The organism is Uliginosibacterium sediminicola (assembly GCF_039631295.1).
Taxonomy (GTDB): Bacteria; Pseudomonadota; Gammaproteobacteria; order Burkholderiales; family Rhodocyclaceae; genus Viridibacterium; species Viridibacterium sediminicola.
In genome coordinates, this window is the sequence record NZ_JBDIVE010000005.1 from 201,153 (window position 1) to 225,103 (window position 23,951).

Genomic DNA, 23,951 nt, shown 5'->3' on the forward strand with positions numbered 1-23,951 from the left:
CAGGCCAGGCCTCACACGCTCACATCACAAATCTGTCACCCACACATGGCACACAGCATGCTTAAATAATCGCAGTCAGCAAACGTTTGCACCACTAACAGGCAAAGCAAAAAGGTTCCTATAGCATGTTCACACTGCATTCTCTCCTGCGCACCCTCGCCCTGCTGGGTTTCGGCCTCGGCTGTGGCCTCGCCAGCGCCGATCCGGGCATCGTCTATGAGCTCGGTGGCAAGTTCGACAAATCCTTCAACGAGGCAGCCTACCGCGGCATCGAACGCTGGAAGAAGGAGACCGGCAAGAACGTGCTGGAGTTCGAAATTTCCAACGAAACCCAGCGCGAGCAAGCCATGCGCCGCATGGCCGAGCGTGGCGCCGATCCGATCCTGGCCATCGGCTTCTCGCAGCAGACCGCGCTGACCAAGGTCGCCAAGGAGTTCCCCAAGCTGCGCTTCGTGCTGGTCGATGAAAACGTGCAGCTGCCCAATGTGCAGTCGATCCTGTTCAAGGAGCAGGAAGGCGGCTTCCTGGTCGGCATCCTCGCGGCGATGGCCAGCAAGAGCGGCAAGGTCGGTTTCGTCGGCGGCATGGATGTGCCGCTGATCCGCAAGTTTCAGTGCGGCTATGAACACGGTGCGCGCTACGCCAATCCGAAAATTGAACTGTTCGGCAACATGACCGGCACCACCGGCGCGGCCTGGAATGACCCGGCACGCGGCGGCGAACTGGCCCGTGCGCAGTTCTCGCGTGGTGTCGATGTGGTGTTTGCCGCTGCTGGCGGCACCGGCGTGGGCGTTTATCAAGCCGCCAAGGATGCCGGCAAGCTCGCCATCGGCGTCGATAGCAATCAGAACCATCTGCAGCCGGGCACCATGCTCACATCGATGCTCAAGCGCGTCGATGTGGCGGTGTACGAAGCCCTCAAGAGCAAGCAAACCGGCCTGACCGTGCTGGGCCTGCGTGAATCGGGCGTCGATTACGCGCTCGACCAGTACAACGACAAGCTGGTCACGCCGGCGATGCGCGCCAAGGTCGAAGAAGCGCGCAAGGCGATCATCGACGGCAAACTCAAGGTCGCCGATTACACCGGCGGCAGCTGCAAATAAGCGATGAGTACGATCAAGGACGTCGCCGCACGGGCGGGCGTGTCATTCACGACCGTCTCGCACGTGCTCAACGGCACCCGGCGGGTCAGCGAGGAGGCGCGTGCGCGCGTCGAGCAGGCTGTCGCCGAGATGGGCTATTCGCCCAGCGCCGTGGCACGCGCTCTGAAGACCAGCGAGACCTTCATCTTCGGTGTGCTGGTGCCGGACATCACCAACCCCTTTTTCGCCGAACTGACGCGTGGCATCGAGGACCGCTGCTGGCAGACCGATTACTCGGTCTTCCTCTGCAATTGTGACGATGACGGCGGCCGCCAGGACCGCTATCTGCAAACCCTGATCGAACGCCGTGTCGATGGCCTGGTGCTGGCCGCCGCCGCCGGTGAAGCAGCAGAAGTCGCCAAGCGTCTGGCGCGTAGCAATAACGTGCCGACCGTGGTGGTCGAACGCCGCATTCCGGGGCTGGATGCCGACCTAGTGCGCATCGACCACGATGCCGGCGCACGCCTGGCTGCCGGCCACTTGCTGGAAAAAGGCCATCGCGCGATTGCCTGCCTGTCCGGCCCCAGCGATTTCGACATCAGCCGCGAGCGCACGGCCGGCTGGTTGGCGGCGCTGCGCGAAGCCGGCGTCGAGCCGCGCCCGGAATGGATGCTGACCGGCGACTTCTCGGCGTCAGCCGGTTACGAGATGGCGCGCAGCCTGCTCGCTCGCGGCGAAGTGACGGCCATCCTCGCCGGTAATGACGTGATGGCCATCGGTGTGCTGCGCGCAGCCGCCGAGCTGGGCATCAGCGTGCCCGAGCAACTCTCGGTGATCGGCTTCGACGGCATCGATCTGGGCGGCTATGTGCATCCGGGGCTGACCTCGGTCGGCTGCCCGATTCATGAAATGGGCGGCACCACCGCCTCCCTGCTGCTCGAACGCCTGACCAATCGCGAAGGCTCGCGCCGCGAAGTGATCATCAAGCCGCGCATCATCGAACGCCAGAGCGTTGCTGCGCCTCCACGAACCTGAACCCTGAACATGAACCAGCCTCCCCTGGCCGTACGCATGCGCGGCATCCACAAACAATTCGGCAGCGTCCGCGCCAATGACGGCGTGGACCTGGCGGTGCGCGCCGGCAGCATCCATGCCCTGGTCGGCGAGAACGGCGCCGGCAAGAGCACCCTGATGTCGGTGCTCTACGGCTTCTACCAGGCCGAAGCCGGCGATATCGAGATCGACGGCAAGGCGGTCAGCATCCGCAATGCCCAGGACGCCATCGCCCTCGGCCTGGGCATGGTGCACCAGCACTTCATGCTGATCGACACCCTGAGCGCGCTCGACAATCTGATGCTCGGCTGCGAGCAAGGCCTGCTGCTGCGCGGCGCACGCGCCAAAGCGCGCGAGCGTCTGGCAGCGCTGATGACCCGCAGCGGCCTGCAAGTGCGCCTCGATGCGCTGGTCGGCGATCTGTCGGTCGGCGACCGCCAGCGCCTGGAAATCCTCAAGGCGCTGTATCGCGGCGCGCGCATCCTGATCCTCGACGAGCCGACCGCCGTGCTCACGCCGCAGGAAACCGAACAGCTCTTCGGCGTACTCGAACGCCTGCGCGCACAAGGCAGCACGATCCTGCTGATCACCCACAAGCTCAAGGAAGTGATGCGCATCTGTGACCAGGTGACGGTGATGCGTGCCGGTCGCGTGGTACATGAATGCGCGATTGCCGAAACCTCGATCAATGCGCTGGCCGAGGCCATGGTTGGCCGCAAGGTGCAGCTCGGTCGTCAGGGCATGGCAGCAAGCGCGGCACAGGAAGTGCGCCTTGAGGCCCGCCAGCTCAGCTGCGCCGATGCCATGGGCGTGCCGCGCCTGCGCGAGGTGAGCCTCAGCCTGCGCGCGGGCGAGATCGTCGGCATCGCAGGCGTGGCCGGCAATGGCCAGAGCGAACTGCTGGATCTGCTCTCCGGCCTCGCACGGCCCAGCGCCGGCGTTTTGCGGATCGGCGAGCAAACGTTTGGCTCCAACCGTGGCGAACACTGGCTGGACCCGCTGACGGCGCGCAAGCTGGGGCTCGCCCACGTGCCGGAAGACCGCCACGCACGCGCCATGGTGATGGCTTTCCCGGCCTGGGAGTCCGCCGTGCTGGGCTACGAAGGTTTGCCGGCGAACAGCCAGCGCGGCTTTCTGCGCGGGACGGCAATCCGTGCTGCAACGGCCGCGATGATGGCGCAATTCGATGTGCGCCCGCCGCTGCCCGAACTGGGCAGCGCCAAGTTCTCCGGCGGCAATCAGCAAAAGATCGTGCTCGCCCGCGAGATCGGCCAGGCGCCGCGCGTGCTGCTGGTCGGCCAGCCGACGCGTGGCGTCGATATCGGCGCCATCGAATTCATCCACGCCCAGCTGCGTGCGCTGCGCGATGCCGGCTGCGCGATCCTGCTGGTCTCCAGCGAGCTGGACGAGATCCTCGCGCTGGCTGATCGCGTGCTGGTCATGAACGAAGGCCGCATCACCGGCGAGCTGCCGATCGAAGACTGTGACGAGACCCGTCTGGGCCTCTTGATGTGCGCCACGAGCGCCATGGAAACAAAGGAAACACTGCAATGAGCGCCTCCCCAGGCTCGGCCACCCGCTTACCACGCTGGGCCGATATCTTCCTGCTGCCACTGGTCAATCTGTGCATTGCCCTGGCCGTGGCCGCCGTCGTGGTGGCCCTGGTCGGCCAGCAGCCGCTGACGGTGATGCACAGCCTCATCGAGGGCGCCTTTGGCAGCGCGCGCGGCCTCTCCTACACCCTCTACTACACCACCAGCTTCATCTTCACCGGCCTGGCCGTGGCGGTGGCCGCGCATGCCGGGCTGTTCAACATCGGCGCCGAAGGCCAGGCCACCATCGGTGGTCTGGGCACGGGTTTGCTGGCGCTGTGGCTGGCCCCGCATCTACCCAGCGTGCTGCTGTGGCCGCTGATGCTCCTCGCCGGGATGTGCGGCGGCGCGCTGTGGGCGGCGGTGCCGGGTTATCTGCAGGCGCGGCGCGGCAGCCATGTGGTGATCACCACGATCATGTTCAACTTTCTCTCCAGCGCGCTGATGAGTTATCTGCTGGTGCACCCGCTCAAAGTCAATGACGGCATGGCGGTCGAAAGCGCGCCCTTTGCGCCCAGCGCCCACCTCACCGGCATTCACGAGCTGCTGGGCGCGCTCGGCATCGACTGGCCCAGCTCGCCGCTCAACCTCAGCTTCCTGCTCGCCTTGCTGGCCGCAGCCGGCGTGCAGCTGCTGCTCTGGCATACGCGTCTGGGCTACCGCCTGCGCGCCGCCGGCTCCTCGCCCGGCGCGGCCGAATACGCCGGCATCGAACCGGGGCGGCAGATCATCATCGCCATGGCCATCTCCGGCGCGCTGGCGGGCATGCTCGGCATGAACGAGATCGCCGGCGTCAATGACAAGCTGCTGCTGGACTTCGTCGCCGGCGCCGGCTTCACCGGCATCGCGGTAGCCGTGATGGGGCGCAATCACCCCTTTGGCGTGATCATGGCCAGCCTGCTGTTCGGCGCGCTGTTCCAGGGTGGTGCTGAAGTTGCTTTTGAAATCCCCGGCTTCAGCCGCGACATGGTGGTCATGCTGCAAGGCTTGATCGTCCTCGTCTCGGGCGCCATGGCCCAGGCCGTCGCCCAGCCGCTGTCGCGCCTTGTCCATGCTCTCAGCGGACTGAGCGGCCACCGCAAGGAGCTGCAACATGGATGAAATCCTCATCGGCACCCTGCTCGCCTCCACCCTGCGCGTGGCCACGCCACTGATCTTCTGCGCATTGGCTGGCGTCATCTCGGAGCGCTCGGGCGTGATCGACATCGGCCTCGAAGGCAAGATGCTCGCCGCCGCCTTTGCGGCCGGCGCAGTCGGCGCGCTGTCCGGTTCAACAGCGCTGGCACTCACTGCCGCACTCGGCGCCAGCGTGTTGCTGTCGATGCTGCATGGCTATGCCTGCGTCAGCCATCGCGGCGATCAGGTGGTGGCCGGCATGGCGATCAATATCTTCATCGCCGGCATCACCGTGGTGCTGGGCATCGCCTGGTTCTCGCAAGGCGGCCAGACACCGGCGCTGCCCGACAGCGTGCGCCTGCACCCGCTGATCGAGCATGCCGGCGAGCGCTTCGGCCCCCTGCTGGGCAGTGCCGTGCTCGGCCACAACATCCTGGTCTATCTGAGCCTGGCGCTGGTCGTCGCGGTGTGGTGGTTCCTGCAGCACAGCACGCCGGGCCTGCGCCTGCGCGCGGTCGGCGAGAATCCGCACATGATCGATGCCGCCGGCATCTCGGTCAAAGCTCTGCGCTATCAGGCGCTGGCCCTCAACGGCATCCTTTGCGGTCTGGCCGGCAGCTATCTGGTGCTGGCCATGAACGCCGCCTTCTCGCCGCACATGACCGCCGGGCGCGGTTACATGGCGCTGGCCGCAATGATTTTCGGCAAGTGGCGGCCGCTGCCGGCACTGGCCGCCTGCCTGCTGTTCGGCTTTCTCGATGCGATCGCCATCCGCCTGCAAGGCGTCGTGCTGCCCGGTATCGGTGAAGTGCCGGTGCAGCTGATCCAGGCCCTGCCCTATCTGCTGACGGTAATCCTGCTGGCCGGCTTCATGGGCCGCGCGATTGCACCGCGTGCGCTCGGCACCCCTTACGTCAAGGAACGTTGAAATGAGTTTGATTCTGCCCGCGCCGGACATCATCGCCGCCCTGCATCAGGCGGCGCGTGAGGCGCAGCTCAAGGCCTATGCCCCGTATTCGAAGTTTCTCGTCGGCGCCGCGCTGCTCGACGAGCAAGGCCGCATCCACGCCGGCTGCAATGTCGAAAACGCTGCCTATCCGCAAGGCGCCTGCGCCGAAGCTGGCGCGTTGAGCGCCATGGTGCTGGCCGGCGGTCTTGCCCTGCGCGCCGTGCTGGTGCTCGGCGATGGCGAAGGCCTGGTGACGCCCTGTGGTGGCTGCCGCCAGCGCATCCGTGAATTCGCCGCCGCCGACACCCCCATCCTGATTGCTGATCGTCATGCAGTGCGTGCGCATTTTTCGCTCGCGCAACTCCTCCCTGAAAGTTTCGGACCCCAACACCTGAAGTCATGAGCCTAAATAATCTTGCCGCCCAACAGGTACTCCAGCACGCACCGGCCGCCAAGCCGCGCGTGGCCATCGTTCTCGGTTCCGGCTGGGGAGGCCTGACCGGCCTCATCAGCGAGCCGGTACGCATTCCCTACCATGCCCTCAACGGCTTCCCGCACGCCACCGTGCAAGGTCACAGCGGCGAGCTGTGGCTGGGACGCATCGGTGAGCATGAAGTCGCCGTGATGAGCGGGCGCAAGCACGCTTACGAGACCGGCGACGTCACCGGCATGAAGCTGCCGCTGGAAACCCTGCAGGCCCTCGGCTGCACCACCCTGATCCTCACCAATGCCGCCGGCAGCCTGCGTCGCGACATGCCGCCGGGCAGCCTGATGGTGCTCAACGATCACATCAACCTCGCGCAACGCACGCCGCTGATCGGCGCGGCCGCCAGCACCCGCTTCGTGAACATGACCAATGCCTACGACGCGGAGCTGCGTGACAAGGCGCTGCAAGCGGCACGCACCGTCGGCTGCACGCTGCACGAGGGCGTGTACATGTGGTACTTCGGCCCGCAATTCGAGACGCCGGCCGAGATCCGCATGTTCCGCATCCTCGGCGCGGATGCCGTGGGCATGAGCACGGTGCCGGAGACGATCATCGCGCGTCACATCGGCATGAAGGTGCTGGCCTTCTCGCTGATCACCAATATGGGCGCCGGCATGTCCAGCGAAGCGCTGAGCCACGCCCATACCCTCGAACAAGCCAATGCGGTGAGCGACACCGCCAACCGCTTGCTGGCCAGCGTCATCGCCAGCCTGTAACAACATGGAGTCCCGCATGTCATCACCCTCCCTGCAGGACAGTGCCCGCCTGGCGCTGGCCTGTCTCGATCTGACCAGCCTCAACGACACCGATGGCGAAGCCGAAGTGGCACGCCTCTGCGCCCGTGCGCAAGGCCCCTTCGGCGCGGTGGCCGCGGTCTGCGTGTGGCCGCGCCTGGCCGCCTTTGCGCGCCGCGAGCTACCGGCGAATATCCGCGTCGCGGCCGTCGCCAATTTCCCCGATGGCAGCACCGATGTCGAACGTGCGGTGCGCGACACGCACGCCATCCTTGATGCCGGCGCACAGGAAGTCGATCTGGTGCTGCCCTGGCAAGCCCTGCAGGCGGGCGACGAGAAAAGCGTGGCGCAGCTGCTCGGTGCCGTGCGGCGCGCCAGCAAAGGCCTCAGCCTGAAGGTGATCCTCGAGAGTGGCATGCTCGGCAGCGCTGCGCTGATCAGCCGTGCCGCCCAGCTAAGCCTCGCAGCAGGCGCTGACTTCCTCAAGACCAGCACCGGCAAGACGCCGGTGAGCGCTACCCACGAGGCAGCACAGCTGATGCTTGCCGCCATCGCGGCGGACGCCGGTGCACGGCAAAGCGTGGGCTTCAAGCCTTCCGGCGGTATCCGCACGGTGGGTGACGCGGCCGAATACATTGCGCTGACGCGCAGCCAGCTCGGTGACGAGGCGATCACTCCGATCCGCTTTCGCATCGGTGCCAGCAGCGTGCTCGACGACATCGAGCGCGTCCTCGCCGGCCAGGCCTCGCAGAGCACGGCCGCAGCGGGGACCTACTGAGATGAGCCTGCTGCCGCAAGAAATCATCCGCCACAAGCGCGACGGCCAAACCCTCAGCGCAGAAGAAATCCAGCACTTCGTGCGCGGTCTGGTCGATCAGTCCTGGAGCGATGCGCAGGCTGCGGCGATGGCCATGGCCTGCTTCCTGCGCGGCCTCGCGCAAGACGAAAAGGTGGCGCTGACGCGTGCCATGATGCATTCGGGCGAAGTGTTGTCGTGGGCGCAAAGTGCGCTGCCCGGCCCGATCCTCGACAAGCATTCAACCGGCGGCGTCGGTGACAAGGTCAGCTTGCCGCTGGCGCCCATCCTCGCCGCCTGTGGTGCCTTCGTGCCGATGATTTCGGGACGCGGCCTCGGCCACACCGGCGGCACCCTCGACAAGTTCGACAGCATTCCCGGCTACCAGACCGCGCCTTCGCTCGACACCTTGCGCCAGGCCTTGCGCACCGCCGGCTGCGCGATCATCGGCCAGACCGCCGAGCTGGCGCCGGCCGACCGCCGCCTGTATGCCATTCGCGATGTCACCGCCTGTGTCGAATCGATCCCGCTGATCACCGCCAGCATTCTCTCCAAGAAGCTGGCCGCCGGCCTGCAAGGCCTGGTGATGGACGTCAAGACCGGCAACGGCGCGTTTGCCGCCGATCTGGGCATGGCCCAGGAACTGGCCCGTTCTTTGGTTGAAGTGGCTGAAGGCGCGGGCCTGCCGACGCGCGCCTGGATCACCGACATGAACCAGGTGCTCGGTCGCAGCTGCGGCAACGCACTCGAAATGCATGAAGCGCTGGCCCTGCTCAAGAACGAGGCGGCGGAACCGCGCCTGCTCGAAGTGACGCGCACGCTCAGCGCCGAGCTGCTGTGCATCGGCGGTCTGGCGGATGATCTGGCCGACGGCCTGTTGCAGGTCGACCGCGTGCTTGCCAATGGCAGCGCGCTGGAACACTTCGCACGCATGATCGCCGCCCTCGGCGGCCCGCACGACTTCGTCGAAAAGCCGGATCACTACCTCGCCGCCGCGCCCGTGCGCAAGGTGCTGCGCGCCGAACAAAGCGGCTGGATCAGCGAGATGGCGACCCGCGACATCGGCCTGCTGCTGATCGAGATGGGCGGTGGCCGTCGCCAGGTCACTGATCGCATCGATCACCGCGTCGGCCTCAGCGATCTGCATGCCATTGGCACGCGTGTCGAGGCTGGCGAAGCGCTGGCGGTCATTCACGCCGCCGACGAGGCCTCAGCCGAGCTGGCAGCCAAACGTTTGCAGCAACTCATCCGCCTGAGCCCAAGCCTGGTCAGCGCGCAAGCCGTGCTCCTGCAGCGTCTGGGCGGGGAGCGCTGAGATGCCGCGCGCGATTCTCGTCGTCCTCGACTCCTTCGGCCTCGGTGCCACGCCGGACGCCGAGCACTACGGCGATGCCGGCGCCAACACGCTGGGCAGCATCGCCCGCTGGTGCGCCCAAAATGGCCAGCCCTTGCAGCTGCCCAATCTGGCGCGTCTGGGTCTGAGCCAGGCCGCGCAGGCTGCCAGTGGTAGCTGGCCGCTGGGTTTGAATCAGGACCCGGCGCCGATTGGCGCCTGGGGCGCGGCGCGCGAACTGAGCCGCGGCAAGGACACGCCAAGCGGCCATTGGGAATTGATGGGCTGTCCGGTGCCTTTTGACTGGGGCTATTTCCCGCGTCTGGAATCGACCGAAGGTCTGCCCTTCGGCGTCTTCCCGGCCGAGCCGATGCAGCGCTGGCTGGATGTATGCGATCTGGATGGCAGCCTCGGCAATTGTCACGCCTCCGGCACCGAGATCATCGAAGAGTTCGGTGACGCGCACATCCACAGCGGTATGCCGATCTGCTACACCAGCAGTGACAGCGTGTTCCAGATCGCCGCCCACGAAACGCATTTCGGGCTCGATCGCCTGTACGCGATCTGCGAGGCGGCGAAAACGATTTTCGACGCGCTCAATATCGCCCGCGTCATCGCCCGCCCCTTTGTCGATGCCGCGCCGGGCAGCGCGCAGCGCTATCGGCGTACCGGCAATCGCCACGACTACACCACGCCGCCACCGCAAGACACGCTGCTCGATGTGCTCAGCCGCGCGGGTCGCGAGGTGCACGGCGTCGGCAAGATCCGCGATATTTTCGCGGCACGCGGCATCAGTCATCACCACGCCGCCGACGGCAATGCCGCACTCTGCGCCGCCACGCTGAAAGCGCTCGAACACTGTGCCGACGGTGGTCTGGTGTTCAGCAATCTGGTCGATTTCGACATGCTCTACGGCCATCGCCGCGACCCCGCCGGTTATGCCCAGGCGCTGCGTGATTTCGATGCCTTCCTGCCGCAGCTGCTCGATAGTCTGCAGCCCGGCGATCTGCTCGCACTCAGCGCCGACCATGGCTGCGATCCGTGCTGGCCGGGCAGCGATCACACCCGCGAACATGTACCCGTGCTGTTTGCCGGCCCGGCCTGCCCGGCCGCGCGGGCGCTGGGTGTGCGCAACAGCTTTGCCGACATCGGCCAGACCTTTGCGCGCCACCTCGGCATGCCCGCTCTGGCGCACGGCGAAGCCGTTTGGTGAGTGAAGGGAATGTCGGCAATGCACCAAAAGATGACGCCCTGCACCACGCTGAAACCAGACATCCACCCTGTCTCGATGGGCGAACAGCACAAGACAGGATTCGCAACACATTTCCGCTCTGCTTTCACTCTGCTGCAACACAGGCCAGGCACACTTCGCAATAGACCTGAAGGGCATATAAATCGATGTTTGCTAAGCATTTTTCGCAAACGTTTGCTGAACGAGCGTGCAGAACAAGGATATGTGTGGATGGCGGCACTTATTACGGATGAGGCATTTCGAAAATTTGATGCACAGCAAGAGATTGTGGCAAGCATATTGCTAAATGAAACAAAACGTTTCCACAGCCTGCCTGTCGCGCAAACGTTTGCTTAACTTTATGGAACGGTAAGCACCATGTTGCACTTTGAAGAATCGCCTCCGCGCAAAGCCCGTATCGAAATCATCCCGATGATCGATGTGATGATGTTCCTGCTGATCTTCTTCGTACTGATCAGCCTCAACGTCATCCCCGCCTTCGGCCTCAAAACCAATCTGCCGGACAGCAAGACCGCCGCCCGTGCAACGCAGGACGAACCTCCCATCGTCGTCACCCTGCTCGCCGACGGTGATGTCGCCGTCGACGCGCAGCGCATGAAGATCGACGACCTGGCCGGCGCCGCCCGTGCCGCGCACCAGAAGGATCCCGCCAAGCGCTTCATCGTCAGCGCTGATCAGACCGTGCAGTGGCAGAACATCGTCACCGCCATGGACGCCCTGCGCGCCCAGGGCATCGAATCCATCACCTTCGCCACCAAGCGGGTGAACTGATGCTGCTCGACAACATCTTCCGGCATCGCGACCAGGCGTCGGTGGGCGGCACTGTGCTGTTCATGCTGACGCTGTGGTGTGCCTGGCAGTACATGCCGCCACCTCCCCTGCTGGTGCATCACAAGGAGGAAGTGACGATCAACATGGAAGAGCTGCCGCCGCTGCCGCGTCCGCCCGAGCCGCCGCGCCCGGAAACGCCGCCGCCGCCCAAGCCCCAGGCACAACCGACGCCAAGCCCGACGCCCGCGCCCACGGCCCCGATGCAAAAGGCCGAAGCGCCGACGCCGCAACCGCAACCCGTCGCGCAGCCGGCGCCCGCGCAACCGGTGGCCAAGACTGAACCGCAACCGGCTCCGCCGCCACCGCCGGCCCCCGCGCCAGCGCCCAAGGCCGTGCCACCGGCGGCGGCCAATGAGCGCTACATCGCCGAGCTGCGTGGCTACCTGAACAGCATCAAGCGCTACCCGACCAGTCGCGAGGCACGCCAGCAGCGTCCGACCGGCACGGTCAAGGTCTGGGTGCTGCTCGACCGCGCCGGCCAGGTTGTCGACGCCGGTGTCGAGAATTCATCCGAAGCCATGCTGCTCGACCGTGAAGCACTGCGTACCGTGCGCACGGCACGCTTCAACGCTTTCCCGGCCGACGCCTTTGCCGGCGAGAGCACGCACCGCTTTGTCGTATCCCTTGAATATGTGCTGGAAGGCACATGAACAACATCACCCCACCCCCCTCGTTCCTTACCCGACTTCAATTTGGAAGGCAGCTCACCATGCGGACTCACACTCTGAAACCCCTGACCCTCGCCGTTCTGACCGTTCTGGCCACCGGTTTTGCCCATGCACAGCAAAGCTCGGATGTCGGCAAGATCACCGTCACCGGCGAAGGCGACAAGCTCGGCGCCGGCTTGATCATCGATGAAGACACGCCCAAGGCCAAGAGCACGGTGACCCGTGCTCAGCTCGAAAAGACCCGACCGACCAGCAATGCCTTCCAGGCACTGAACATGCAGGCCGGCGTCAATGCCATGTCTGTCGATGCAACCGGCTTGTGGGGCGGCGCCCTGCGGGTGCGTGGTTTCGACAGCGACCAGATGGGTTTCACCGTCGATGGTGCACCGGTCAATGACTCGGGCAGCTTCGCGGTCTATCCGATGGAGCTGACCGACCAGGAAAATCTCTGTGAGATTTTCGTCACCCAGGGCGGCACCGATACCGAAGCGCCGCACGTCGGCGCCTCGGGCGGCAACATCGGCATGCAGAGCTGCGGCCCGGAAGCCAAGCGTCGCTTCCGCGTCTCGCAATCGATCGGTCAGCACGACTTCCTGCGCACCTTCCTGCGCTATGACACGGGCAAGATCGGCAATTTCTCTGGCTTCATTTCCTACTCCAAGACCTCGACCGACAAGTGGCGCGGTGAGGGTGAAGCGCAGCGCGAACACGTCGACGGCAAGATGGAGTACGACCTCGGCAAAGGCTCCAAGGCCAGCATGGGCCTGCTCTACAACTGGATGATGAACCACAACTTCATGCGCACCACGCCGGCCACCTACGGCCTGGTCGGCAACGGCTACACCTACGACTACAGCGCACGCCAGTTCAGTAGCGGCACCACGCCCAACTCGAACTACTACGACTACAACCGCAATCCGTTCAAGAACTTCCTCATCACGCCCAAGCTCGCGCTGCAGCTGAACACCAGCACGCGCCTGGATATCGAGCCCTACTACTGGTACGGCTACGGCGGCTCGACGGGCCAGTACTCGCTGAAGGAAGGCACCAGCAGCACCTCGACCAGCGCCAGCGCCAGCACCCTGGTGCACGGCGGCATTCCGGACATGAACAAGGACGGTGACAAGTCCGACACCTTCTACGCCATCCGCGAGAGCCTGACCGAGACCAATCGTCCCGGTATCACCACCAAGATCACCAAGATCTACGACAACCACAAGATCATGGCCGGCATCTGGGCCGAGCGCGCCAAGCATCGTCAGACCCAGCCCTACACCTACCTGGGTACCGATGGTTCGTTCAATGCCTGGATGCATCAAGACATCCTGCAGATGGCCGATGGTTCGCCGATCCAGGGCCGTGACTGGCTGACCTACACCAATGCGCACAGCGTCTTTGCGCAAGACACCATCGACCTGCTCGACAGCCGCCTGCAAGTGACTCCGGCATTGGCCTGGAAGGAAGTGCGTCGTGACTTCCAGAACTTCCCCAACATCGGCTCCTCGGGCTCCTACTCGGGCAACTACTACTACCGCATCCAGCAGAGCTATCGCCAGTTCCAGCCTTCGCTGACCAGCTCCTACACGCTCAATGACCGCACCCAGGTGTTCGGTGGTGTCACGCGTAACTTCAAGACGCCGGGCAACTTCTCCTTCGGCAACCTGGCCATCAACGCGACGAGCACTGCACCGGTCACCGTCAAGCAGGAAACGGCCTGGAACTACGAACTGGGTACGCGCTACCGTGGCGACTGGTACAAGGCTTCGATCACGGCCTTCTACGTCAACTTCAAGAACCGCATCGCATCGAGCTTTGACCCGGATGCCGGCATCACCCACGACTGGAACGTTGGCGATTCCACCATCAAGGGTCTGGAGCTGGAAGCCGGTACCAACCCCTGGCGTGGTCTGAGCTTCTTTGGCTCCCTGAGCTACACGAAGTCGACCATCGACACCAACATGCTGGCCAGCGCGACGACCTACTACGCCACCGCCGGCAAGCAAATGCCGGATACGCCCAAGCACATGATGTCCGCCTCGGCGCAGTACGCCACCGGCCCGATGCTGTTCAACCTGGCCGCCAAGTACACCGGCAAGCGCTACATGTCGATGGTTAATGACACCGAGCTCAAGGGCTACACCCTGCTCGATTTCAATGCCGCCTGGAAGATTGCCGAGAACATCAACGGCACCTTCAAGAACCCGACCCTGCGTCTGAACGTCAGCAACCTGACCAATCAGAAGTACTACATCAGCAGCCTGGGCAGCGGTTCGAACATCTCCATCTCGGGCGCAGCCAGTGTCTACACCGGCGAACCGCGCTTCACCAGCATGACCTTCCAGGTCGACTACTGAGCACCCTTAACAGGAATACAGCATCATGAACTTCAATCTCTTACACGAAATCGTGCTCGTCATCATGGTGGCCTTGCTGGCCGTCGCGGTGGGCGTCATCATCGAGCGCTTCATCTATTTCGGCTACATCGAGCGCAACCGCAAGCTGCTCGCCGACCTGGTCAGCAAGTCTGACAAGGCCGGCCTGCAGGCTGCGGCCAAGAGCTCCAGCTCGCCCTTTGGCCAACTGCTCGCTGGCGTGATCAGCATGCAAGGCGGCGACAAGGACGCGCTGGACAACAACGTGCAGGCCCTCTATCTGACGCAGCAGGCAGGCATCAAGCGCCTGCTGTGGCTGATCGATACGACCATCACGCTGTCGCCCCTGCTCGGTCTGCTGGGAACCATTCTGGGTATCATCGACACCTTCAATGCCCTGGCCTCGCAAGGCGTCTCCGATCCGCAAGCGGTCAGCCGCGGCATCGGTACGGCGCTCTTCGCAACCGCTGCGGGTATCGGTATCGCTGCCTTCTGCCTGGTGTTCCACAACTACTTCATGGAACGTGTGGAGCGCGTCAATGAGCAGCTCAAGGTACTGGCCCTGCGTCAAGCAGCGGCCGGCGCCACCGAGATCGCGCGCAACGAGCAACCGAAACTGAAGTCTCTGGAGCAGGCAGCCGCCTGAGGGATGTACTGAACATGAAAAACCGCTGCATACGTATCGCCAGCTTGCTGCTGCTGTCCGCGCTGAGTCCTCTTGCCCAGGCCTGGCATGCGCCGGGACACCATACGATTGGCGCTATCGCTGATCGCATGCTCGAAGGCACCTATGCCGGCAAGATGGTCCGCCAGACCCTTGGTGACCTCAGCCTGGAACAGGTCTCGGTGTGGGCAGACTGTGTCAAGACGGTGACGTCTGCAGACGGTGTCAATTTCAGTTTCAAACCCAACTCGCAACGGCCTGAGTGCGCGCCCTTTGCCTCGCCTGCCGAGCAGGCGCGCATGATCGCCTACGTCAAGGCCAACTGGACCCAGTGTGGCACCGCTCATGGCAATGAGTGGTGTCACAGCCAGTACCACTACAGTGATGTGTCGCCGCTGCGCGAGCAATACGATGTGCGCTACGCAGGCGCCAAGCCCTACGACGTGGTGCAGGCAGTCCGCGTGATGATCGGCGTGCTGCAAGGCCAGAGCGCGCCGGCGCCCTTCCAGATCGCCGACAAGCGCGAAGCGCTGATGCTGCTCAGCCACTTCGTTGGCGACCTGCATCAACCGCTGCATGTTGAATCGATCTACCTCGACGCCGACGGCAAACCCGTCGACCCCGACAAACAAGGCTTTGATCCGAAGACCAGCAGTGAAGGTGGCAACAACACCTTGATCAAAGACCAGCGTCTGCATGCCTTCTGGGACGCCGTACCGAGCGCCTATGAAGTGAGCGGCAGCGCCTTTGCCGACACCCTCTCCCGCGCCCGCCTGGTCGCCAAGAGCCCCGGCAATCCGCTCGACTGGTCCACGCAGTGGGCCAGCGAAGTGGTGCAAAGCGCCAAAGCCGCCTACAGCCCGCTGCGCTTCGGCCCGCGAACGGAAGACAAGTACGGCAACCCCAACTGGCAGATCGTCGCCGGCTTTGACGATGCCTACAAGACCCGTGCCGAGCGTTACAAACAAGCCGAGCTGGCGCTGGCTGGCGCCCGCCTGGCGCAAGCCCTGCAAGCCGTGTGGCCCGAACCTACGGTCGCCAAGACGAGCAGCCCGCGCGGCAAAATTCCGCTACGCCTGATCGCCTTCAACGACTTCCACGGCAATCTGGAACCGGCCGAGCTCAACCTCCCCTGGAGCGATCCGCTGGAGCCACAGGCGCAGCGCCAGCGCATTCCGGCGGGTGGCCTGCCGGCGCTCAGCGGCCTGGTCAAGAGCCTGCGCAAGGATGCCCCGAACAGCCTGCTGCTCTCATCGGGCGACCTGTTCGGCGCTTCGCCGCTGATCTCCACCCTGTTCCGTCACGAGAGCACCATTACGCTGATGAACGAACTGGGTGTCGATGTCGGCATCCTCGGCAATCACGAATTCGATGCCGGCCTTGAAGAACTCAAGCGCCTCGAAAAAGGCGGTTGCGCCACCAACCCGCCGGGCGCCGTCACCCAGTCCTGTGCGATGCAAAAATTCGCCGGCATGCGCTTCCCCCTACTGGGTGCCAATGTGCTCAAAGCCGGCAGCAAGAAACCGATCTTCGCGCCCTATGCAATCCGTCGTGTGGGCGGTGTGCCGGTGGGCTTCATCGGCGTGGTCACCCGCGAAACACCGAGCATCGTGATTCCCACCTCGGTCCAGGGCCTGGAGTTTGCCGAGGAAGCCGAAACCATCAACCGCACCGCCAAGCTGCTGCAAAAGCGCGGCGTGCATGCCATCGTCGCGATGATCCATGAAGGTGGCGAGATCGGCAGCGCCGATCAACCCGCTGACTGGAACGACAGCAGCTGCCCGCAAGCGCGTGGCGCGGTGTTCGACATCGTCAAGAAGATTGGTCCGGCGGTGGATCTGATCCTCACCGCGCACACCCACCAGGGCTATCGCTGCCTGATCGATGGCCGCATGGTGATGCAGGCCACCAGCTATGGCCGTGGCCTCTCGGTGGTCGACCTGCAACTCGATCGCAAGAGCGGCCGCATCGACCGCGCGCACCTCATCTCCGCCAATCTGCCGGTGCTCAACGAGCGCAGCAATCGCCTGCAACGCCTGCAAATGGCCCGCCTGCTGCCGCCGGCCTACAGCGCAGCCGTGCTCGACAATCAGTCCGACAGCCAGGTCGCCAAGGAAATCGCCGCCTATGCCGCCCAGGTGGCGGGTACCACGCAGCGCCCGATTGGCCGCATCGCCGGGCCCTTCGTCCGCTCCAGCCCCACGCGCACCGACAGCACCGCCGGCCGCCTGATTGCCGACGCCATGCTGGCCGCCACCCGCGACCCCGCCAAGGGCGGCGCCGAACTGGCGATGATGAATGAAGGTGGCGTGCGCAGCGATCTGCTCTGCGCAGCACCGCCCTGCACCGTCAATTTCGGTCAGGTCTTCTCCATGCAGCCTTTCGGCAATGATCTGGTGGTGCTCAAGCTCTCCGGCAGCCAGCTGATCGCCCTGCTCGAACAGCAGCAAACGCCGAACCTGGTCTCGCCGCGCTTCCTGCAACCCTCGCAAGGCTTCAGCTACGTCTGGCATGCCGACGCAGCCTACGGCCAGCGCGTCAGCGATGCGCGCCTGAACGGCCAGCCGATCGAGCCGAGCCGCGATTACCGCGTCGTCACCAACAATTTCCTCGCCGCCGGTGGCGACGGCTTCACGATCTTCCGCGAAGGTCGCCAGCCGCAAACCATCGGGCAGGATCTGGACGCCCTGCTCAGCTACATGCTGCCCAGCCTCAAGGACGACAGCCAGATCCTGCAACCTGAACCGCAAGCCCGCGCAACGCGCTCCCCCTGAGCGTCGCCGGCCCAGCGGGCCACACAGCACACGGGCCGCCCTGGCGGCGGCCCGCAACCACCTTCCCCCTGCCCCGTCCGTAGATTTCAGCGTTCCGCGCTGGAAAGGAGAGCGTTCGTCTCTTGAAAACCATACCGCCCGCGCCTGATCGCGCCATCTGAACCACCAGCGCCGCCGGCCAACACGCCGTCAGCACGATAGCAACGCATTCAGCAGCAGAGAGAATCATGCTTAGCAGATCGCACCCCCAGACACCGCAATTCAAGCTGTACCTGTTAGCCCTGGCCCTGAGCACGCTCAGCGCCTGCAGTGGCAGCAGTGACTCCTCCACCTCCACCACAGCCAGCGCAGCAAGCGGCAGCGCAAGCTCCAGCAGCGTCAGCCTGCCCAGCTGCAGCGCGCCGACCAATACCCTCTATGACATCACCGCCGTTCAAGGCACGACCGACACCAGCCCGCTCTCCGGCCAGACCGTCGCCGTGCGCGGCGTGGTCACCGGCGACTTCCGTGCCGACAACCAGCTCAAGGGCTTTTTCATCCAGCAGCCGGTGGCCGACAGCAATGCGCTGACCTCGGAAGGCCTGTTCGTCTATTCGCCCAGCAATACCGCCAGCATCGCCGTCGGTGATTACGTGCAGGTCGAAGGCACCATTGCCGAGTACAAACCCAGTGGCGAAACGCGCAGCCTGACCGAGCTGACCACCCTCACCGCCACCACGCGTTGCGGCGTCGGCCCGAGCATCACGCCGACCACGCTGAGCCTGCCGCTGGCCAGTGCCGACGCGCTGGAAGCCTACGAAGGCATGCTGGTGAACTTCAGCCAGACCCTCACCGTCACCTCGGTGACCGATCTGGGTCACTACGGCAATCTCACCCTGTCGGCCAATGGCCGCCTCTACGAGCCCTACAACCACCCGACGGCCAGCGCCTCATCCGCCAGTTCGACCAAGGCGGCCAATGCCCTCAACCAGATCATCCTCGACGACGGCAGCACCAGCAGCTACCCGAACCCGATTCCCTACATGAGCGCCAGCGATAGCAGCGGCACGCGCCGCGTCGGCGATACGGTCAGCAATGTCGCCGGCCCGCTGACCTGGAGCTCGGCCGCCTGGCGCGTGCACCCGACCAGCACGCCCAGCTTCACCGCCAGCAATCCGCGTACGACGGCGCCGACCGATGTCGGCGGCACGCTGCGCGTCGGGCATTTCAACGTCGAGAACTTCTTTGTCACCCTGGGCAGCCGTGGTGCCACCAGCGCAACGGAATTCACCCGTCAGCGCGCCAAGCTGGTCGCCGCCATCAGCGGCATCAATGCCGATGTGCTGGCCTTGATGGAAGTACAGAACGACGGCGGCACCAGCATCGCCAACCTGGTGAGCGCGCTCAATGACAGCGTCGGCGCGGGCACCTACAGCTATGTCGATGTCGGCACCCCGGGCGACGATGAAATCATCGAAGGCTTCATCTACAAACCCGCCAAGGTCAAAGCCATCGGCAATGTGCAGGTGATCAGCGACAGCCGCTTCACCGTCAGCAGCGGTCTGCGTCCCTCGCTGGCACAGCGCTTCCAGGCGGTCAGCAACAACGGCGGCTTCTGGATGGTGGCCAACCACTTGAAGAGCAAGGGCTCCTGCCCGAGCAGCAGCACCAGCACCGATGCCGACTACGGCCAGGGCTGCTGGAACGCCTCGCGCACCCTGCAGGCACAAGCCCTGCGCGACTGGGTCAATACGCTCACCAGCAGTTCCGGCGAGTCGGATGCGATCATGGTCGGCGACTTCAACGCCTACCTCAACGAAGACCCGCTGGCCGTGCTCGAAGCCGCCGGTTTCGAGGCCCTGCACCGCCGCCTGGCGGGAACGGCGCGCTACAGCTACGTCTTCAGCGGCCAGACCGGTGCGCTGGACCACGCCTTCGTGACCCCCTCGCTGAGCAGCCAGGTCAATGCGATGACGGTCTGGCACATCAACGCCGAAGAGCCGGAGATCATCGATTACACGGTCAGCACCAGCAAGACCGATGATCGCTACGCCGCCACGCCGTATCGCTCCTCGGACCACGACCCGGTGATCGTAGGCCTCAACCTCAGCGCCGATAGCGCCGCCAACGTGACCACCCTGAGCGCCACCCTGCCCAGCACGGCCACCTCCGGCACCGCCGTCAGCATCACCAACCTGTCGGCCAGCAATGGCACGGCACTGTCGGTGAACTGGGGCGATGGCACGACCGAAAGCCTCGCCCTGACCGCCACCAGCGCCAGCCACACCTACACCACGGTCGGCACCTACACGATCACGCTGAGCCTCACCGGCAGCGGCACCTCGGCCACCCGGAGCGGCAGCATCAAGGTCTCGGCCCCGGCCAGCGGCGGTACCACCACGACGCAAGACCTGTTCTTCAGCGAGTACGTCGAAGGCACCAGCAACAACAAGGCGATCGAGATCTACAACCCGACCAGCGCCGCCGCCGACCTCTCGCTGTACACCGTGCGCATCTATGCCAACGGCGCCAGCACCTCCACCGGCAGCCTCACCCTCACGGGCACCCTGGCCGCCGGCGGCACGCTGGTGATCCGCCACACCAGTGGCACCTTCACCGGCTTCACCTTCCCGACCGGCACGATCAGCACGACGACCGTGACCGCCTTCAATGGTGACGATGCCCTCACGCTGGAGAAGAGCGGCAATATCATCGACGGTATCGGCGTGGTCGGCACCGATCCGGGCACCGCCTGGACCAGTGGCAGTGTCACCACGCTGGACAAAACCCTGCGCCGCAAGAGCAGCGTCACCAAGGGTTCGATCCCCGGCTCGTCCTGGGATGTCGCCACCGAGTGGGACGTCTATGACGTCGACACCTTCAGCGGACTGGGAAGCCGCTGAAATATTGCCGCGCCTGATCGGCGAGTGGGGCTCCCGATCCGGCACGGCATGCACGAAGAACCGACCCCGGTCGTCCCCACATCAAGCTTTCAACGCCAGCGCAAGCTGGCGTTTTTTTTGTCCGCTCCCCAGCCAACAAGGCTGCGGCCGGCCGGTACCTCATCGCCGTGCTGTAACAATTCTGTATTAGGGTGTGTTCACATTCACCCGTCACCGCCGCAGGTCTCGCCCATGCACCCGCTCGCCCAAGCCCTCTCCCGCCCGTCCCGGCTCAGCCTGATCCTCCTGCCCTGGCTCCTGGCCAGCTGCGCCACGACGCCGACACCGTATGCACCGCCGGTCTTCAGCGAAGGCGATGTGGTGTTTCTCGGCGCGGCGGCGATTCCCGGCGGCTCGCGCGCGGTGGCGGACAAATCCGGCCTGCCGCACACCTTGCTCGAAGACGGCAAGAGCTATCGCGATGCCTTCGACGGCTTCGGCTCCGGCATCGCCTACACCGGCTTCGGCCAGCGCTACCTGGCGATGGAAGACCGCGGCCCCAACAAATATCAGTACGCTGGTGGCAATGCCTTTGACTTCACCACCAGCTACCCGAACCGCTTCCAGATCGTCGATATCGACGTCGCCCCCGCCGGCAACCGCTGGCGGGTCGAAGCCAAGCTGGTCGGCACCGCGCTGCTGAAGAACGAAGCCGGGCAGAACTTTGTCGGCATCTCCTCCGCCTTCACCCAGGCCGACCCGAACCAGAACCTGCGTCTGGACCCCGAAGGCATCCGCGTCGCGCCCGACGGCACGGTGTGGATCTCCGACGAATACGGCCCGGTCGTCTACCATTTCGACCAGCGCGGCAAGCGCATCGGCAAGCTCGATCTTCCGCCCGCCTTCCTGCTCGCCAAACCCGCACAAACCCTGGCCGAAGAAATGAAGCCGGACAACAACCGCAGCGGGCGCTACACCAATCGCGGCGCCGAAGGCCTGGCCATCAGCCCGGACGGCAAAACCCTGCTGGTCGCCCTGCAAAGCGCCCTCGTGCAAGACGGCGGCATGAGCAGCCGCAAGACGCGCTTCCTGGTCTACGACCTCAGCCAGCCGAACAAAGCGCCGCGCCAGTTCATCTACGTCTGCGACTCCACCAAGCTCGCCATCAGCGAAGTGCTGGCCATCAACGATCACCAGTTCCTCGTCAATGAACGCGACGGCACGCCCGGCGCCAAGGGCAGCAAGCTGCTCTACTTCATCGACCTCCAGCAGAACCCCGCGCCCAGCGACATCAGCCAGATCGACAAACTGCCCGCCGATGGCGCCGCCAGCGAACTCGTGCCGCTGCAGAAAACCCTGTTTGCCGACATCGGCAAGCTGCTCAACGCCGCCAATCCCTACACCACGGCCGAGGGCCTGCCCGACAAGATCGAAGGCTACGCCTTCGGCCCCGACCTGCCCGACGGCCGCCACCTGCTGCTCGCCACCAACGACAACGACTTCGCCGACAGCTTCCCCAACTACATCTTCGCCTTCGCCATCAAACCCGGCGCCCTACCCAAATTCCAACCCTTCAAGCTGCGCCAAGGCCTCAGCTTCCAACCCTGAGCGCCCCAGCCCCCCAAAAGCAAACGCCCCGAATGGGGCGTTTGCTTTTTGTGCTGTCCGCGTGCGTCATGGATATGGCATGATCATTCCAATTATGGGTGCAATAAGCGAAGCGCATTGCACCGAATGTTTGTGGAAAGCTCGCTCGCAGGTAAGCGCACAATATACGGTGCAATGCGCTTACGCTTACGCTTATTACATTACCCTACGTGCAACGAACAAAAGGAATGAAATGGCGACCCTTCACGTAGGAAAAAGCTTGAAAGACACAGATGTTCTATGGAGATATCTATCGCTGGAAAAATTTATTGACTTAGTTGACTCTAAAACTCTCTTCTTTTCCCCACTCGCGTGGTACGAAAAGACAGATCCATTCGAAGGATATGTGCCCCGAGTGGCTATGGATGCGTTCGCAGCTTTATCCAATAATTGGCGCGAGCAGCAAATACTATCGATCCGAGCAGCAACAAACTTACCAGAACAGACACGCCAAAACCTCCTGCGGGCGATGGAGAACGCAGAGTCCTCAATCCCATCAATGAAGAGCCTCTATAAAAATATTGCACTTACATTAATGGTCAACTGCTGGTACAAAAGCGAGCATGAATCGGAAGGCATGTGGAGCCTCTACTCACGGAACGGGCTTGCAATAAAGACAACTGTAGGCGCTATAAAAACTGCACTTATCAGCAACACTCAAAGCCATACGGTCCATATAGGCGCTGTTAAATACATCGATTTTTCAAAAAATGATCTAAAACCGGCAGACTGTGTAACAGAAGATGGACACATTATTGGAATGTTAAAGCGAACTGCTTATTCTCATGAAAACGAGGTCAGAATGTACATTACCCGTGAGCGTAAGCCCCTGGAGTTGCATGAGCCCGCACCTACAAATTTGGAAATCAATGTAGGTAGTCTTTTGGGGGCAATTGTGATTTCACCATTCGCTGACAAAACAACAGAGCGGAGCATCCATACAATTTGTCGGTGGAGCAACATTAACGAAAGCATAGTGTCAAGATCTAACCTCTTAAACAACTGCGAAGATCTGCTTGATGCGTACAAGTTTTAGCAAGTAGCCCGGAATACGCCCCAAAATCGTAGGTCGGAAAAGCGAAGCGCCTTCCGACGTTCGGGGTTTATTTGTGGCGATGGCGTGAATTGAACGACACCAACGTCGGAAGGCGCCTGCGGCTTTTCCGACCTACTGGCGCTGCTTGCTGTCCGAGCAGCGTAGCGACATCGCAATACCATGCAAAGATTGAGTGATATTTGTATTAGTGTTGGCGGCCAGCGAAAGCCCCTCACATCGCAAAGCCAAAGCGGACGTCCAGGTAATTTCGCGCCTTACCCATCCGTCCGTACTATTAGTCATGAAAACGTAGAACATGGAGTACAAAATGGATGACGAGTATCGACAAAAAGTAATATCACGCCTCGATAAAATAATAGCCAACCAAGAACTCTCGCTTCAACGACAGCAAGAATCACTTGAACGACAAAACGCACATATTGAGAGGGCAAACAACTTACAAGAGCGAGCAGAAATATTTCAAGCCAATGCCGAAAAATCGCAAAAGTCTGCTCGTAGAACTTTACTCGCCCTAGCATTCATATTATCTACATTCATTATTGTTATAAGTTTTATTTAAAACCACTTGCACCTGGCAAGCAAGTACCGCATACCCCGGAACACCGCTCCACAAGGGCGGAATGCAAAGCGGTTCCGCCAATCCAGCCTCGCGTAGTCTGATGCCGATGGCCGCCCTATGGGCG

The 23,951-nt window shown here is 63.4% G+C and carries 20 protein-coding genes; all 20 read left to right on the top strand.

What is annotated here, in order from left to right; all coding sequences use genetic code 11:
* Nucleotides 1-125: 125 nt before the first annotated feature.
* The 20 genes from ABDB84_RS11435 (at nt 126) to ABDB84_RS11530 (ending at nt 23,827) form a co-directional block, all read left to right on the top strand.
* A complete protein-coding gene (locus ABDB84_RS11435) occupies nt 126-1,103 on the top strand; it encodes a BMP family lipoprotein (RefSeq protein ID WP_345919859.1) in 978 nt (325 codons plus the stop codon).
* A gap of 3 nt (nt 1,104-1,106) precedes the next feature.
* Nucleotides 1,107-2,117: a LacI family DNA-binding transcriptional regulator gene (locus ABDB84_RS11440; RefSeq protein ID WP_345919860.1), complete on the top strand. Its 1,011-nt coding sequence runs from the start codon at nt 1,107-1,109 to the stop codon at nt 2,115-2,117.
* A 9-nt stretch (nt 2,118-2,126) separates the two neighbouring features.
* Nucleotides 2,127-3,689 (top strand): ABC transporter ATP-binding protein, encoded by a 1,563-nt coding sequence (locus tag ABDB84_RS11445; protein ID WP_345919861.1) that lies wholly within the window; start codon nt 2,127-2,129, stop codon nt 3,687-3,689.
* A complete protein-coding gene (locus tag ABDB84_RS11450) occupies nt 3,686-4,828 on the top strand; it encodes an ABC transporter permease (protein ID WP_345919862.1) in 1,143 nt (380 codons plus the stop codon). Before ABDB84_RS11445 ends, ABDB84_RS11450 begins: the two co-directional genes overlap by 4 nt.
* A complete protein-coding gene (locus ABDB84_RS11455) occupies nt 4,821-5,771 on the top strand; it encodes an ABC transporter permease (protein WP_345919863.1) in 951 nt (316 codons plus the stop codon). Before ABDB84_RS11450 ends, ABDB84_RS11455 begins: the two co-directional genes overlap by 8 nt.
* Before the next feature lies 1 nt (nt 5,772).
* On the top strand, nt 5,773-6,195 hold the full coding sequence (gene cdd, locus ABDB84_RS11460; RefSeq protein ID WP_345919864.1) for a cytidine deaminase: 423 nt from the start codon (nt 5,773-5,775) through the stop codon (nt 6,193-6,195).
* The gene (locus ABDB84_RS11465) at nt 6,192-6,995 is read left to right on the top strand and encodes a purine-nucleoside phosphorylase (RefSeq protein ID WP_345919865.1); all 804 of its coding nucleotides are present in this window, start codon (nt 6,192-6,194) and stop codon (nt 6,993-6,995) included. Before cdd ends, ABDB84_RS11465 begins: the two co-directional genes overlap by 4 nt.
* Nucleotides 6,996-7,011: 16 nt before the next feature.
* Nucleotides 7,012-7,791 carry a deoxyribose-phosphate aldolase gene (gene deoC, locus ABDB84_RS11470; RefSeq protein ID WP_345919866.1) on the top strand — a complete coding sequence of 260 codons (780 nt, stop codon included), beginning with the start codon at nt 7,012-7,014 and terminating at the stop codon, nt 7,789-7,791.
* A 1-nt stretch (nt 7,792) separates the two neighbouring features.
* Nucleotides 7,793-9,124, top strand: coding sequence for a thymidine phosphorylase (deoA, locus tag ABDB84_RS11475; protein ID WP_345919867.1), 1,332 nt, complete (start codon nt 7,793-7,795; stop codon nt 9,122-9,124).
* Nucleotide 9,125: 1 nt separating this feature from the next.
* Entirely contained in the window at nt 9,126-10,355 is a 1,230-nt protein-coding gene (locus ABDB84_RS11480) for a phosphopentomutase (protein ID WP_345919868.1), read from the top strand.
* Between the two features lie 18 nt (nt 10,356-10,373).
* Nucleotides 10,374-10,730 (top strand): hypothetical protein, encoded by a 357-nt coding sequence (locus ABDB84_RS11485; protein WP_345919869.1) that lies wholly within the window; start codon nt 10,374-10,376, stop codon nt 10,728-10,730.
* 21 nt (nt 10,731-10,751) lie between these two features.
* Nucleotides 10,752-11,165 carry an ExbD/TolR family protein gene (locus ABDB84_RS11490; protein ID WP_345919870.1) on the top strand — a complete coding sequence of 138 codons (414 nt, stop codon included), beginning with the start codon at nt 10,752-10,754 and terminating at the stop codon, nt 11,163-11,165.
* The gene (locus ABDB84_RS11495) at nt 11,165-11,875 is read left to right on the top strand and encodes an energy transducer TonB (RefSeq protein ID WP_345919871.1); all 711 of its coding nucleotides are present in this window, start codon (nt 11,165-11,167) and stop codon (nt 11,873-11,875) included. Before ABDB84_RS11490 ends, ABDB84_RS11495 begins: the two co-directional genes overlap by 1 nt.
* A gap of 59 nt (nt 11,876-11,934) precedes the next feature.
* On the top strand, nt 11,935-14,247 hold the full coding sequence (locus ABDB84_RS11500; RefSeq protein ID WP_345919872.1) for a TonB-dependent receptor: 2,313 nt from the start codon (nt 11,935-11,937) through the stop codon (nt 14,245-14,247).
* 25 nt (nt 14,248-14,272) lie between these two features.
* A complete protein-coding gene (locus ABDB84_RS11505; RefSeq protein ID WP_345919873.1) occupies nt 14,273-14,911 on the top strand; it encodes a MotA/TolQ/ExbB proton channel family protein in 639 nt (212 codons plus the stop codon).
* Nucleotides 14,912-14,925: 14 nt separating this feature from the next.
* Nucleotides 14,926-17,703, top strand: a complete 2,778-nt coding sequence (locus ABDB84_RS11510) for a S1/P1 nuclease (protein ID WP_345919874.1) — start codon at nt 14,926-14,928, stop codon at nt 17,701-17,703.
* Between the two features lie 227 nt (nt 17,704-17,930).
* On the top strand, nt 17,931-20,585 hold the full coding sequence (locus tag ABDB84_RS11515) for an ExeM/NucH family extracellular endonuclease (RefSeq protein ID WP_345919875.1): 2,655 nt from the start codon (nt 17,931-17,933) through the stop codon (nt 20,583-20,585).
* Between the two features lie 231 nt (nt 20,586-20,816).
* Nucleotides 20,817-22,172 carry an esterase-like activity of phytase family protein gene (locus ABDB84_RS11520; RefSeq protein ID WP_345919876.1) on the top strand — a complete coding sequence of 452 codons (1,356 nt, stop codon included), beginning with the start codon at nt 20,817-20,819 and terminating at the stop codon, nt 22,170-22,172.
* Between the two features lie 79 nt (nt 22,173-22,251).
* Nucleotides 22,252-23,247, top strand: coding sequence for a DUF2971 domain-containing protein (locus tag ABDB84_RS11525; RefSeq protein WP_345919877.1), 996 nt, complete (start codon nt 22,252-22,254; stop codon nt 23,245-23,247).
* A 328-nt stretch (nt 23,248-23,575) separates the two neighbouring features.
* Entirely contained in the window at nt 23,576-23,827 is a 252-nt protein-coding gene (locus tag ABDB84_RS11530) for a hypothetical protein (RefSeq protein ID WP_345919878.1), read from the top strand.
* Nucleotides 23,828-23,951 lie beyond the last annotated feature (124 nt).